The following is a 13,440-nucleotide window of genomic DNA, read 5'->3' as shown; positions in this document are numbered from 1 at the left end:
AAAGTTCAGCGCAAAACTTCATAAAATAATCTCAACTCCTAGTAAGGAGGAGAGAAAATTAAATGAATAAATTGGATTATGACCGAGCGCTGTTTTATACACACCGGTCTGAATGGGATAATTTATTGATATTAATGGTAAGAACCACAGACCAGTTCTTATCTAAGAAGATTGAACATTTCCTGCACGCCTACAATTTTGAACGCGACTATTCCGTTATCGAGACCAAATTATACAGCCTGCTTCGCTACATCGACCATGCCAACGAAACATTTGAACAATCGCCAACTGAGATACCGATGTATAGTCTTTCCTGAAACATCAAGTGGATACTGATTTTATTAAAGAACCTTTTTCCAAACCAATGAATTCCACCAAAAAAAACACGGCTTCCAAAACGTTTTGGAAGCCGTGCTTTCATGAATAATACTATACGTTTTGAACTCGCTTAACTTTTTGATCAACCAAATCCATGAAGTCCTTTTCAATGGTTTGCAATTTGCTTTTGCTGTCTGCAAGCGCCCCACTATTTACACCAAAGTAAAATTTAACCTTTGGCTCAGTTCCCGATGGGCGTAAGCATACCCATGATCCATCCTCAAAAATATACTTCAGCACGTTGGATTTCGGAAGATCAATTTTCTCTTCCCGGTTATCAATCGTTCTATTTCCTGTTAAATAGTCTTCTGTTACAGCCGTTTTTAAGGAACCCAGCCCCGTTAACGGTTCGCTGCGGAAGGAAGCCAAAATACGCTGAATCAATTCTGCTCCTTCTTTTCCCTTTAATGTTAAAGAGCGAAGTCCTTCTTGGTAATATCCGTATTTTTCAAAAACCTGCATCATTCCTTCATATAAGGTCAATCCCTGTTTCTTATAATACGCGCAAACCTCTGTTGCCAAAAGGGCTGCTTGAACGGCATCCTTATCACGGGCAAAGTCGCCGATTAAATAGCCGTAAGATTCTTCATAGCCAAATAAATACGTATGTTCACCTGTTTCTTCATACTGCTTAATCTTTTCGGCAATGAATTTGAAACCTGTTAAAACATCGACCGTTTCTAAATCATAGGCTGATGCTATTTTACGTCCTAATTCAGAGGTGACAATGGTTTTTAACACGACACCGTTTTGCGGCAAAGTCCCTTTTTGCTGTTTCTGAGAAAGTAAGTAATCAAGCAATAATGCTCCGGTTTGGTTGCCGGTTAAGACTACGTATTCACCCTCTGGATTTTGCACAGCTATGCCCAAGCGGTCAGCATCGGGGTCTGTTGCAATTAACAGGTCGGCCCCCACTGCTTTGCCATCACGAATAGCTAATTCAAAAGCGGCATGTTCTTCTGGGTTAGGGCTTTTCACGGTTGTAAACTCGGGATCAGGCAGCTCCTGCTCCTTTACCACCGTTACATTTTTATAACCTAATGCCTTAAGCCCAGCCCGAACAGGTTTATTGGCCGTCCCATGCAATGGTGTGAAGACAATTTGAAGATCTGTTTCTTCGGCAAGCTGCGGATTTTCGGAAATCGTCTTTAGCCTTTCGATATAGGCTTGATCAATTTCTTCACCAATCGTTTTAATTAATCCGGCTGTTCTTAAAGTTTCTTCCTTATCGACCTTGATAACCAATTCATTGTCAATTTCATTTACTTTCGCAATAACCTGATCAGCAGCCTCCGGCGGCAGCTGGCCGCCATCTGATCCGTATACTTTATAGCCGTTATATTCCGGTGGATTATGACTGGCAGTAATGACAATCCCCGAAAATGCGTTTAAATAACGTAAGGCGAAGGAAAGCTCCGGAGTAGGGCGAAGCTCATCAAACACATAGGTTTGAATTCCGCGCGTTGCCAAGGTTTTAGCAGCCTCCAGCGCGAATTCCGGTGATTTATGGCGAGAGTCAAACGCAATGACAACACCGCGTTGTTTTGCTTCTTCCCCTTGCTCTTCTATGTATGCAGCCAGGCCAGCTGATGCTTTGCGGACCGTATATATATTCATTCTATTTGTCCCGACACCAAGTTCTCCACGCATTCCGCCTGTTCCAAACTCTAAATTTTTATAAAAAGCCTCTTCAAGCAGTTTTTCGTCCTGCTCAAGCGTTGCTAATTGGCTCTTTAATTCGGAATCCAATTCATTAAATTCTAACCAGCTCTTAGCTGCAGTTTTCCAATCCATTTTAGGTTCCCTCCAGTATGTTATCTATACCTAATATTGGTTCTAAGCAGGTGTTTGATACTCCTTTAAAACGCAGCGTCAAAATCCCGACAATTTTCGCAGACACAATATTTTCGGCAATCCAATATTTATATTACCTTAAAATGAGCGGTTTTTTTATAAAAAAAAGAAAAAGCCGCAAAACGGCTTTTTCCTCTATTAAATAAGCAGTTGGTTATCTGCCTTGGTGTATATGCTGAGAACAGTATTTTTCATGCTTTTTGCTTCGGCAAACTGTTCAAACTCAAACGGAAAAAACAAGCCGAATTCATGAAGGTTTGCTGCATTTTTATTAAAAATAGCTTCGTATTGGTCGTCAAGCTGAGGTGACTCCAATATCGATATTAATGTTTGAATACTGGCCATCACTTGAAACGCATCCTTTAACGTGCTGAATTCTTCAAAATGTTGTTTAGAGGTATGCAATATTTTTAATTTTTCAAAGCGGTTTATTTCTTCGTCCGTAAAATATAGCGGAAATATATTGGAATAAATATATCCCACGAGCTCACAAATTTTTTCTTCCTGACTTGGAGTCGAGGCAAAAACGATCTTCACTCCATAACCCACCTTTGCTCACGCGCTTATTTCTGTCGTATTATATATGATAAGAATAACATATCTTAGTTTGTATTTAGGGTGGTAATTACTGTTAGCTGCCCTGCTGGAATAAGAAGGAGATATTATGCTGAAAACAATGCGGCTCGGGGAATGGTTTCAGATTATCGTTCCTAAAAAATGGGCAGGAAAGACAATCGAAGAAATCTTCCGTCATGAATGGGAAGCCCCTAAAAAGTTAACACATGCGTTTCGAATGGAGAAAAAGGTTCAGGTTGATGGCAAGGAATGCTCCTGGACGGCTCCGCTCTCAGAGGGCTCGAAACTGCAAATTCAATTATTTACCGAAGAGGAACCGCATGCGATCCCCAACTATCTGGATATCGATGTCCTCTTTGAGGATGACCATTTATTGATTATGAATAAACCGCCGTTTATGAACACTCATCCAAATGACCCTGAAAAAGATACCGAAACTTTAATCAATGCAGCGACCTTTTATTTGCAGGCCAAAGGGGAAATCAGGGATGTCCGTCAGATTCACCGTTTGGACCGTGATACCTCCGGTGCCATCCTGCTGGCTAAACACGCACTTGCTGGAGCACTTCTGGACGGAAAGCTTGCAAAAAGAGAAATCAAAAGAACATACCTTGCCTTGGTCCATGGATTATTGAGGCAAAAAAAAGGGACGATCAATGCCCCGATTGGCCGAGATCGGCATCACCCCACCAAAAGAAGGGTATCCCCCTCTGGGCAAGCCGCGATTACGCATTATCAAGTGGTGAAGGAAGACAGAAAGCGTAATTTATCCTACGTAAAATGCTGGCTTGATACGGGGCGAACGCACCAAATTCGCGTGCATTTAAGCCATCTAGGCCACCCTTTAGTTGGGGATGTTGTTTACGGTGGGAAACCGCTCGTCAACAGACAAGCCCTCCATGCCGGAAAACTGGCGTTAACCCATCCTTTAACAGAGGAAAAAATCGTTGTATATGGACCATTTACGGATGACCCGATTATTTTTAAAGAATTTGATATTTACTCACTATAAAAAGCCTCCCAAATTCGGGAGGCTTTCCTCATAATGATTAATCAGCTTTCCTGAAGGACCTCATGATAAAGCTTAATAAAAGCACTAGGACTGCTGCACCAATGATCGCCGGTATGATGGCGAAATCAGCCACATGCGGGCCCCAGTTTCCCAATACCAGAGTCCCCAGCCATGCACCAACAAAACCAGCAATGATATTACCAATAATTCCCCCAGGTACATCTCTTCCTACAATAAGGCCGGCTAACCAACCGATTATACCGCCAACAATTAATGCCCAAATAAAGCTCACATAGAACACTCCTTTTTTAGTATTCATTCGATTTTTTCTTGAGCCTGCCAAGCAAATCATCTAAGGATGTCTGCCTGTTACCTTATAAATTACCCTGTTTTGTTTTTTTTACTCATGGCTATGAAATAATTCATACATAAATTTTGGCATCATGGCAAAAGTAAAATAGGACATCCGCAAAATAATTGTCTGAAAATTCTTTTGTTAAGTTTTTGTAAATTTATTTTTAAATTATTTATTTTTTAGACAATCTTCATATAAAATTATTCCGTTGATGAACAACACGTACAATAATGGAGGGTATCTCTAATGGCATTTAAAAAAAATGACAAATTCTCAGTTTTGCTAAGCAATATTTCTTCCAACCTTAAAGAAGGGGCAAATTTTTTTACAGAATATAAACTGAAAAACGTTAGTGATTTAAAAATTTTCTCTGAAAAAATGAAGGAAATCGAAACGAAGGGAGATTCCTTTGTTCACGAAGTTATTAAAGAATTAAATGATGCTTTTATCACACCAATCGAACGGGAAGACATCCTTCACCTTGCGATGGTAATGGACGATGTATTAGATGGTCTTGAAGCAACTTCCGCATTATTTGAAATGTACTCCATCACTCAGGCAGATGATTTCATGCTTCAGTTTGTGGACGCTATTCGAGGCAGTGTTATTGAAATTGATAAAGCCGTGGAGCTTCTTTCCAATAAAAAGCTTCCGCAAATAAGAGAACATGCAATTAAAATCAAGGATTTTGAATCCAAGTGCGATAATATTTTACGTCAATCTATCAAAAATCTGTTTAATGTGGAGAAGGATCCAATCCGTATTATTCAATATAAAGAGATTTATGAGAACCTTGAGGACGTTGCCGACAGCTGCCAGACCGTTGCCAATATTCTTGAAACCATTATCATGAAAAATGCGTAAGGAGTCATAATATGAGTGCTGTCTTAATACTTACAATCTTAATCGTCATCGGGGCTCTCGCATTTGACTTTATTAACGGTTTCCATGATACGGCGAATGCGATCGCAACCTCAGTTTCAACAAAAGCCTTGAAACCACGCCAGGCAATCATGCTTGCCGCTGTCATGAATTTCGTCGGTGCCCTTACGTTTACAGGCGTTGCCAAAACAATTTCAAAAGATATCGTTGACCCTTTTAATTTAGCGCACGGTTCAATTGTTATCTTAGCTGCACTGCTTGCGGCAATTGCTTGGAATTTAATTACCTGGTATTACGGAATCCCGAGCAGTTCTTCCCATGCGCTAATTGGTTCCATTGCTGGTGCCGCTGTTGCAGCAGAGGGACTAAATGTATTAAATTACACAGGATTTATAAAAATTCTGGAAGCTCTTATCATTTCACCGATTTTAGCTTTCGTTGTTGGTTTCATAATTTATAGTATTTTTAAAGTTGTTTTTAAAAATTTCAATTTAACAAAAACAAATCGAAATTTCCGTTATATTCAAATTGCAACTGCAGCATTGCAATCTTATTCACATGGAACAAACGATGCCCAAAAATCGATGGGGATTATCACCATGGCGCTGATTGCGAATCAATATCTTCCACATAATGCCGAGGTACCTTTTTGGGTGCAATTATCCTGTGCGTTGGCGATGGGACTTGGAACCTCTATCGGAGGATGGAAAATTATTAAAACCGTTGGCGGTAAAATCATGAAAATCCGTCCTATTAACGGGGTCGCCGCTGATTTAACTGGCGCTGCCATTATTTTTGGCGCTACTTATATCCATTTGCCAGTCAGCACGACACATGTCATCTCTTCCGGAATTTTAGGTGTTGGCGCTTCTCACAGACTTAAAGGAGTAAAATGGGATACAGCCCGGCGGATGCTCGTCACCTGGGTAATTACCTTGCCAATTACCGCACTGTTAGCTGGAATTTTTTATTACGTTCTACATCTTTTCTTTTAGTCACGAAAGAGGCTGTCCTTTACAAAGGGCAGCCTCTTTTTTCATATTAGTATTAGTAATTGCTGGAGGAAACTTCTCCTTTACAGATGGCCACACCTGAGCTTGCGCCAATCCGTGTTGCCCCAGCTTCAACCATTGCAAGGGCATCTTCCCGGCTTCTTACGCCCCCGGATGCTTTAACACCGATATCCGGGCCGACTGTTTCGCGCATTAAGCGGATGTCTTCTACCGTAGCCCCGCCGGTTGAAAATCCTGTTGAGGTTTTAACAAAATCAGCACCAGCCTTGACCGAAAGCTCACATGCCCGTTTCTTTTCTTCATCCGTCAACAGTGAAGTCTCAATAATGACCTTTACTAAGGCTTTCCCCTTCGCTGCCTCCACAACACTGTGGATGTCCGATTCAACTAAATCATCCTGCTTAGCTTTAAGTGCACCGATGTTGATGACCATGTCAACTTCATCCGCACCATTTTCAATCGCATTCTTTGTTTCAAATGCTTTCGTCTCTGAGGTCGTTGCCCCAAGCGGAAAGCCGATGACCGTACAAACTTTAACATCCGGTGAATCTTTAAGTATTTCAGCAGCTGTTTTTACCCAGGCAGGGTTTACACAAACGGAAGCAAATGAATATTCTTTTGCCTCTTCCGCTAATTTCACGATTTGCTCTTTTGTTGCTTCTGGTTTTAATAATGTATGGTCAATCAGTCTGGCTATGTTTTGGCTCATTGCTAATTCCCCCTATTTTTAACTCGTTATGTATCTTAGTTTGTCCAGAATTACTATAACAAAGCGGTGGAACATTTGTAAACATGTACATTTTCAACTGGTAAGAAGGGAAATCTTTATAAAAGGTTTTCTTTTTAAAAAGTCATAAAAAAGTCAAACGTTTATCCCTGTAATATTTTGTATACTTAATTTGATTGTTATTTTTTATTGGGGGTGATGGGGTGGAAAAGCTCGGTGGATTCATTTATCGGAATCGAAAAGGGGTGATGCTGGTTTGGGTTTTAGCCATTATCCTGTTTGGCTTTTTCGCTTTGAAACTGCCTGCTGTGTTAAGCGGAAACGGTTTTGAATATAAGGGGGAATATAATGAAACAAGGCGGATTTTGGAAAAAGACTTTGGACAAGCCAAGTCCTCGATCATCCTTGTTTTTCAAAAAGAAAAAGGCATCAGCGATGAAAAGTTTCGGGATTTTATGGAGGATACCTTTGTAAGGCTAAAGGACTTTGACCATGCAGAGGACATCATTCCCCCCTTTGCCCGGGACGGTATGATAAAAGGGAATTACGCTTATGGCCTGCTTACCTTTAATAAAAAAGCGGAAAGCCTTGGGGCAGAAATAAGCGATTTAAAAAAGCTGCTGAGAAACAAAAATGGGTTAAAGGTAACGATGACGGGGGAACCAATCATTGTTAAAGATTTAAATACAGCCAGCCAAGAGGATTTGGCGAAAGCGGAGATGATTGGCCTGCCGATCGCCCTGCTCGTTCTCATCCTCGCATTCGGCAGTCTTGTCGCGTCAGCCCTTCCGCTAATTATTGGTGTGGTATCCATTTTAACCACCATGGGGACAGTTTATTTTTTCAGTTACAGCATCGACCTAACCATTTTTATCTTGAATATTGTACCGATGATCGGCCTTGCCTTGAGTATCGATTTTGCGCTGTTATTTATTAACCGTTATAAGGAAGAGCTAACCAGGAAATCTGTTGGTGAGGCCATCGCGATTACCGTTGCCACAGCTGGCAGGTCCATTATTTTTTCCGGCCTCTGCGTCTTTATCGGGTTATCAGGGCTTTGGTTTATCCAAATTGATATTTTTCAAAATGTCGCACTCGGCGGAATGACGGTCGTCCTTGTTTCTGCACTCTGTTCTTTAACGTTTCTGCCGGCGTTCTTGGCACTATTGGGACACAGAATCAATAAATTTAGCATTTTACGGATTTCGGACGATCGGGTAAGCGGCTGGTATTTATTTGCCAAGTTTGTCATGCGGCGGCCCGTTCTGATGGCAGTCTGCGCTCTTGCCATTTTGCTGGTCGGACTGATTCCCGTGAAGCAAATGGTTCTGACGATTCCGGGCACCGATTCCCTGCCGCCTAATTATCCGTCGCGTGTCGCTTTAGAAAAATTTAAAGAGCATTTTTTTGAAAAAGAAAAACGCGATGAAAAGAAGGTATCAATTATTCTGGAGACCAGCGGCGGTGTGCTGACGAGGGATAATCTCGAAAAGGTAAGTCTAGTGATCAATAAATTAGAGAAGGACCCACTGGTTTATACGGTCGATTCGCCATTTTCTGCTTTTGGCATTAAGAATGCAGCGCAATTCCAACAGCTGCTGCTTTATGGTGAAATGAGCAAGCTCACCCCAGTTTTCGATCACTTCGTCCGTGAAAATAAAATGCTTGTTGAAGTCTACTTAAAGACCGGCGAGCATTCAGCTAAAGCCCGGCAATGGGTTAAGGATTGGTCCGCCAAAGATTTAGGTGTGAAGGCTTCGGTTGGCGGTCCCATTAAGTTCGAGCAGGAAATCTTTGATGAAATTATCAAGAAGGCTCCGTATGGTTTGCTATTGATTATGATTTCAACTTTGGTAATTTTAATGGCTGCTTTTCAGTCGATTCTTATTCCGCTTAAAGCCATCTTGATGAATGCCTTGAGCCTTGGCTGCACATTTGGGATTGTCGTATGGGTTTTCCAAGAAGGACATCTCGGGGTTTCTCCCGTTAACATCGGATTGATTCTGCCCGTTTTCGTGTTTACGCTTGTATTTGGATTGTCCATGGATTACGAGGTATTTCTTATCTCCCGAATTCAGGAGTTTTATCTGAAAACGGGCGATAATACTGAAGCGACCATTTCCGGTTTAACGTACACGAGTAAAATTATTACCTCCGCTGCAGCGATTATGATTGTCGTGACAGGTGCTTTTGCTTTTACAGGCGTTATGCCAATCAAGCAATTGGGAGTCGGCATTGCGGTCGCCATCTTTATTGACGCTACCATTGTCCGCATGGTCCTTGTTCCTTCTTTAATGAAGCTGTTGGGTGATTGGAATTGGTGGTTCTTTGGGTTCAAGAATAAACGTGATGTATCGCATCGTAAAAAGCCAGCCTGATTGGGCTGGCTTTTGCTGTTAAATATTTTTAGCATATAGCTCGCTTGGAATTTTACTTAATACTACATATAAACTTACAGGTTCGCTGCCCGTATTTTTGAAGGCCATTTCCTCTTCGCTTTGAACATGGATGAGGTCTGCCTCAGATACTGCTGTCTCTGTTCCATCTATGATGATTGTGCCGCTGCCGGTTAGAACATACAGATAAACCTCTGTTCCCGGGTGTTTATGAGTTGGGAGGGTTTGATTTGGCAGAAAGTTTAAAACGAATGCTGTCGTTTCACCCTTCTTATAGATAATCCTTTTTGTGAACTTCTCTTCACTGTATTCCATATATGCTTTAACTGAATTTTTTTCCATTGTTGATGCCTCCTTTATGGCTTTATTATAGTTGATAATCATTTTCAGTTAAGTGAGTTGGGTCACTTCTATTTAATATATCTCTTTAATATATCTCTTTAATATATCTCTTTAAATATTCGATATCCGCGCCGAGAAGAAAATGTTAACAAACATTTCATAGTTCGTGCCTCTGTGAAAGTTATTTTTTTAGTAAAATAAATCTGAGATTTTTAATAAAGGATGGTGACTATGCTTAAGAAACCGCGCACATTAAGAAAGGAATTAAGGAAAATGAGGTCATTGAATGCCCGCATGCTGTTGTCAGAAGATGACAAATGGAATTATCTGAATGCGGAAAAGGGTTTTGCCGGTGAATTGGAGTTTGACAAGTTGACTGAAAAGCTTCAGTGTCAGTGTCTAGTTATTAACGATTTGCAGCTCAAGCTCAACAAATCTTATTTTCAAATTGATACAGTGATTATCTATCAAAGAGAAATTTATCTGATTGATGTGAAAAATTTTGAAGGAGATTTTTATTACGATGCTGACGGGCATTTAAAGAAAGGCAATCGAGAGATAAAAAACCCTCTTAATCAGTTGGAGCGATGTGAAAACCTATTTAGGCAATTGCTTCAAAACTATGGATACAAATATCATGTTGAATCTTACCTAGTCCACATAAACCCCGAGTTTACCTTATACCAAGCGCCTCAAAATGATCATGTTATTTTCCCGACACAAATCAAGAAATTTATGAGGAAATTGGATAAACCATTTTCAAGACTGAATGAGGGTCATGAGAAACTGGCAGAGCTGCTCATTTCGCTTGATCAAGAAGAATTTCCCTTTGCTGAATTTCCTTCATATGAATATACTCACTTGCAAAAAGGGATCCTTTCTACTTCCTGCCATACACTTTCAACGTCTTTAGAGGGTAATAAAATTGTGTGCGAATTATGCGGGCATGAGGAGTACGTTGATTCTGCGGTTTTGCGGAGTGTACGGGAGTTGGTTATGCTGTTTCCGGGAATTAAGATTACTACCAATTTGGTTTTTGAGTGGTGTAATGAAATGGTATCAAAAAAGACAATTAGAAGAATTTTACTACAAAATTATATAGCTAATGAGGTTAGTCTAAAAAGTGGACACGTAAAAATGAGATTTAGATTATAATACAATCATCATTTAAAAGGACGTGTTCACATGGGTAAACATCATTCTCAAGAGTATAAAGAATATGTTGCAAAGTTAATCGTTGAGGAGGGGAAAAAAGCCTCCCAGGTAGCTTTTGAACTCGAGATCTCCCCTAAAACTGTTAGTCGATGGGTGGCAGCTTACAGGACTAAAACAAGTGCTGGGAAAGCTGGAGAAAACTATCTTACACCCACAGAACTTGAAAAACTGAAAAAGCAACACGAGAAAGAGATACAAAAATTGAAAGAGGAAAACGAAATTCTAAAAAAGGCCATGCACATCTTCACGAAAAACCAAGCGTAATTTATACGTTCATTCAAGCCCACTCTGATGAGCACGCTGTGGCGAAGATGTGCAAAGTTCTTAAAGTATCATCAAGTGGCTATTATAAATGGCTAAGGATCCAGAATAAACCTCAATCTGAGAAAGATGCCTACCGTAAAGAAATCAAGCAAAAAATAAGTAAATCATTTCACGAGAGCTATGGTACGTATGGGAGCCCCAGGGTCCATGCCGACTTGGTGGAGTGGGGTTATACCATTTCTCAAAAGACGGTTGCACGTATGATGAAAGAGATGGGTTTAACAGCCACACCAAAAGAAAAGTTTGTCATTACTACTAATTCAAATCATGATTTACACATTTATCCTAACCTGCTTAATCGCCAATTTAATGTTGAAAAGCCCAACCGAGCATGGGTAACTGACATTACGTACATTTGGACGCTTGAAGGCTGGGTTTATTTATCATCCGTTATGGATCTATTCTCAAGAAAAATCGTAGGCTGGAGTATGGCTTCACATATGAAAAAGGAGCTATCCATACAAGCATTAAATATGGCGATTGTTACAAGGCAGCCTAGTGAAGGGTTAATCCATCATTCGGACCGTGGGTCCCAGTATTGTTCAAATGATTATATCGACATCCTGAAAGGGAAAAACATGCATATCAGTATGAGCAGAAAGGGCGATCCTTACGACAATGCATGTATTGAGTCTTTTCATGCCACAATCAAGAAAGACTTGATCTACAGAAGACGCTTTAAGACCAGGGCTGAAGCCGTAAAAGCCATTAATCATTATTTAAATAGTTTTTATAATGAAAAACGAAAACACTCTACTTTAGGGCACAATTCACCGAATCAATTCGAGAGAAACCACCGGCAAGATGAAGTTGCATATACCTCATAATATAGCCATTTGGTGTTAGGAAATGAGCAGTCATGCTTTTCGACTGATCATTTCTAATACCGTACCAAACGAAGTGCGGTAGTGGTTTGGTTTCTAAAAGTCTTAAATTTTACTGTCCACTTTCTTGACAGAAGACCACTAAAGGGAATACATTAGGGCGTTATTTTGAATAAAAGGGGAAAAAAGCCCCTATTTTTACCGCTGCTTGTTTTTTTTGGTATTCCTGTGCAATATAGCTGCCTTATTTTTACCGTTAGCTTATTTTTCTGGTGCTCCTGGGCAATATAGCCACCCTATTTTTACCGTTAGCTTGTTTTTCTGGGGCTCACGGGCAATATAGCTGCCTTATTTTTACCGTTAGCTTATTTTTCTGGTGCTCCTGGGCAATATAGCTTCCTTATTTTTACCGTGGGCCCTTTTTTCGTTGGGCCACGGGCAATATAGCCGTCCTATTTTTACCGTTAGCTTATTTTTCTGGGGCTCACGGGCAATATAGATGCCTTATTTTTACCACCGGCCCTTTTTTCGTTGGGCCACGGGCAATATAGCCGTCCTATTTTGACCGTTAGCTTATTTTTCTGGGGCTCACGGGCAATATAGATGACTTATTTTTACCGTGGGCCCTTTTTTCGTTGGGCCACGGGCAATATAGCCCTCCTATTTTTACCGTAGCTTGTTTTTCTGGGGTTCCTGGGCAATATAGATGCCTTATTTTTACCGTTGGCCCTTTTTTCGTTGGGCCACGGGCAATATAGCCGTCGTATTTTTACCGTTAGCTTATTTTTCTGGGGCTCCCGGGCAATATAGCTGCCTTATTTTTACCGTTAGCTTATTTTTCTGGTGCTCCTGGGCAATATAGCCGCCTTATTTTTACCACCTGCCATTTTTTCTTTGGTCCTTGAGCAATATAGCGCCTTTTCCTCGAAGATTATATTATTAATGAGAGGTACGAGAAAAGCCAGCCGGATCCACGGCTGGCCCTCCCCATCAAACAACCATTCTCTCCCCAACAAAAGACGCTCCCTTTTGCAATGCCAATTTATTGACCTTAATCAAGTGCTGTTTTTCTTCGCCAAGAACCTTCTTCAACGATTCAATGACGGCCCCTTCTGAAACTACTTGCGCATAATACAGGAACGCCCCCAATAAAATCATATTGGCCACACGCGAATTGCCAAGATCATTGGCCATGTCGGTTGCTGGTATTTCAATCAGTTTAATATCTTCCCGCACAGAAGCCTTGGTCACCAGCGACGAATTAACGATGAGCAGCCCGCCCGGACGAATACGAGGTTCAAACTTGTCAAAGGAAGGGTTATTTAAAATAATCGCCGTTGACGGCCGAGTTACGACTGGAGAGCCGACTGGTTCATCACTGACCACTACCGCACAGTTCGCTGTCCCGCCGCGCTGTTCCGGGCCGTACGAAGGAAGCCAGGAGACACCTTTCCCTTCCAGCATACCGGCATAGGCAATCAGCTGTCCCATCGACATCACTCCCTGGCCGCCAAAGCCGGCAATAATCATTTCCTCAAGCAT

General features: G+C 41.1%; 14 protein-coding genes. 8 read left to right on the top strand and 6 right to left on the bottom strand.

Going from position 1 to position 13,440, the window contains the following annotated elements; all coding sequences use genetic code 11:
• Positions 1–62 precede the first annotated feature (62 nt).
• Complete coding sequence (locus ACZ5B7_RS07675) at positions 63–317, top strand: YhdB family protein (protein WP_213141120.1); 255 nt, start codon at positions 63–65, stop codon at positions 315–317.
• A 112-nt stretch (positions 318–429) separates the two neighbouring features.
• Here ACZ5B7_RS07675 and ACZ5B7_RS07670 read toward each other — a convergent pair whose 3' ends face one another.
• Together ACZ5B7_RS07670 and ACZ5B7_RS07665 are read right to left on the bottom strand one after the other, a co-directional pair.
• The gene (locus tag ACZ5B7_RS07670) at positions 430–2,172 is read right to left on the bottom strand and encodes a phospho-sugar mutase (RefSeq protein ID WP_464493321.1); all 1,743 of its coding nucleotides are present in this window, start codon (positions 2,170–2,172) and stop codon (positions 430–432) included.
• Positions 2,173–2,370: 198 nt separating this feature from the next.
• Entirely contained in the window at positions 2,371–2,769 is a 399-nt protein-coding gene (locus ACZ5B7_RS07665; RefSeq protein ID WP_423801408.1) for a YhcU family protein, read from the bottom strand.
• Positions 2,770–2,896: 127 nt separating this feature from the next.
• Between ACZ5B7_RS07665 and ACZ5B7_RS07660 the strand changes: the two genes are divergently transcribed.
• A complete protein-coding gene (locus ACZ5B7_RS07660; RefSeq protein ID WP_464493320.1) occupies positions 2,897–3,820 on the top strand; it encodes an RluA family pseudouridine synthase in 924 nt (307 codons plus the stop codon).
• Between the two features lie 37 nt (positions 3,821–3,857).
• Here the strand turns inward: ACZ5B7_RS07660 and ACZ5B7_RS07655 are convergent, their stop codons facing one another.
• Positions 3,858–4,112 (bottom strand): GlsB/YeaQ/YmgE family stress response membrane protein, encoded by a 255-nt coding sequence (locus ACZ5B7_RS07655; protein ID WP_213141333.1) that lies wholly within the window; start codon positions 4,110–4,112, stop codon positions 3,858–3,860.
• 309 nt (positions 4,113–4,421) lie between these two features.
• On the opposite strand from ACZ5B7_RS07655, the gene ACZ5B7_RS07650 reads away from it, so the two are divergent.
• A complete protein-coding gene (locus tag ACZ5B7_RS07650) occupies positions 4,422–5,039 on the top strand; it encodes a DUF47 domain-containing protein (protein WP_213116750.1) in 618 nt (205 codons plus the stop codon).
• A gap of 11 nt (positions 5,040–5,050) precedes the next feature.
• Positions 5,051–6,052: an anion permease gene (locus tag ACZ5B7_RS07645; RefSeq protein WP_464493319.1), complete on the top strand. Its 1,002-nt coding sequence runs from the start codon at positions 5,051–5,053 to the stop codon at positions 6,050–6,052.
• Positions 6,053–6,104: 52 nt separating this feature from the next.
• Here the strand turns inward: ACZ5B7_RS07645 and deoC are convergent, their stop codons facing one another.
• Positions 6,105–6,779, bottom strand: coding sequence for a deoxyribose-phosphate aldolase (gene deoC, locus ACZ5B7_RS07640; RefSeq protein ID WP_464493318.1), 675 nt, complete (start codon positions 6,777–6,779; stop codon positions 6,105–6,107).
• A gap of 221 nt (positions 6,780–7,000) precedes the next feature.
• On the opposite strand from deoC, the gene ACZ5B7_RS07635 reads away from it, so the two are divergent.
• Positions 7,001–9,175: an MMPL family transporter gene (locus ACZ5B7_RS07635; protein WP_464493317.1), complete on the top strand. Its 2,175-nt coding sequence runs from the start codon at positions 7,001–7,003 to the stop codon at positions 9,173–9,175.
• Between the two features lie 18 nt (positions 9,176–9,193).
• Here the strand turns inward: ACZ5B7_RS07635 and ACZ5B7_RS07630 are convergent, their stop codons facing one another.
• Complete coding sequence (locus tag ACZ5B7_RS07630) at positions 9,194–9,535, bottom strand: cupin domain-containing protein (protein WP_213141127.1); 342 nt, start codon at positions 9,533–9,535, stop codon at positions 9,194–9,196.
• A 273-nt stretch (positions 9,536–9,808) separates the two neighbouring features.
• On the opposite strand from ACZ5B7_RS07630, the gene ACZ5B7_RS07625 reads away from it, so the two are divergent.
• The 3 genes from ACZ5B7_RS07625 to ACZ5B7_RS07615 are packed head-to-tail and all read left to right on the top strand — an operon-like array spanning position 9,809 to position 11,901.
• Positions 9,809–10,690, top strand: coding sequence for a nuclease-related domain-containing protein (locus ACZ5B7_RS07625; RefSeq protein WP_464493316.1), 882 nt, complete (start codon positions 9,809–9,811; stop codon positions 10,688–10,690).
• A 30-nt stretch (positions 10,691–10,720) separates the two neighbouring features.
• Positions 10,721–11,014, top strand: a complete 294-nt coding sequence (locus ACZ5B7_RS07620; RefSeq protein ID WP_213140605.1) for a transposase — start codon at positions 10,721–10,723, stop codon at positions 11,012–11,014.
• Positions 10,951–11,901 (top strand): IS3 family transposase, encoded by a 951-nt coding sequence (locus tag ACZ5B7_RS07615; RefSeq protein ID WP_464494429.1) that lies wholly within the window; start codon positions 10,951–10,953, stop codon positions 11,899–11,901. Before ACZ5B7_RS07620 ends, ACZ5B7_RS07615 begins: the two co-directional genes overlap by 64 nt.
• 987 nt (positions 11,902–12,888) lie before the next feature.
• Here the strand turns inward: ACZ5B7_RS07615 and ACZ5B7_RS07610 are convergent.
• A complete protein-coding gene (locus ACZ5B7_RS07610) occupies positions 12,889–13,440 on the bottom strand; it encodes a 2-oxoacid:acceptor oxidoreductase family protein (RefSeq protein WP_213141129.1) in 552 nt (183 codons plus the stop codon).

The sequence above is a fragment of the Neobacillus sp. S1115 genome (assembly GCF_055385565.1).
This window is presented reverse-complemented; position numbering and strand designations above follow the sequence as displayed.

What these genes read in the sequence shown, in the direction of transcription:
- ACZ5B7_RS07675 (WP_213141120.1), top strand. Translation starts at nt 63, where the DNA reads ATGAATAAATTGGATTATGACCGAGCGCTGTTTTATACACACCGGTCT.
- ACZ5B7_RS07670 (WP_464493321.1), bottom strand. Translation starts at nt 2,172, where the DNA reads ATGGATTGGAAAACTGCAGCTAAGAGCTGGTTAGAATTTAATGAATTG.
- ACZ5B7_RS07660 (WP_464493320.1), top strand. Translation starts at nt 2,897, where the DNA reads ATGCTGAAAACAATGCGGCTCGGGGAATGGTTTCAGATTATCGTTCCT.
- ACZ5B7_RS07650 (WP_213116750.1), top strand. Translation starts at nt 4,422, where the DNA reads ATGGCATTTAAAAAAAATGACAAATTCTCAGTTTTGCTAAGCAATATT.
- ACZ5B7_RS07645 (WP_464493319.1), top strand. Translation starts at nt 5,051, where the DNA reads ATGAGTGCTGTCTTAATACTTACAATCTTAATCGTCATCGGGGCTCTC.
- deoC (WP_464493318.1), bottom strand. Translation starts at nt 6,779, where the DNA reads ATGAGCCAAAACATAGCCAGACTGATTGACCATACATTATTAAAACCA.
- ACZ5B7_RS07630 (WP_213141127.1), bottom strand. Translation starts at nt 9,535, where the DNA reads ATGGAAAAAAATTCAGTTAAAGCATATATGGAATACAGTGAAGAGAAG.
- ACZ5B7_RS07625 (WP_464493316.1), top strand. Translation starts at nt 9,809, where the DNA reads ATGAGGTCATTGAATGCCCGCATGCTGTTGTCAGAAGATGACAAATGG.
- ACZ5B7_RS07620 (WP_213140605.1), top strand. Translation starts at nt 10,721, where the DNA reads ATGGGTAAACATCATTCTCAAGAGTATAAAGAATATGTTGCAAAGTTA.
- ACZ5B7_RS07610 (WP_213141129.1), bottom strand. Translation starts at nt 13,440, where the DNA reads ATGCTTGAGGAAATGATTATTGCCGGCTTTGGCGGCCAGGGAGTGATG.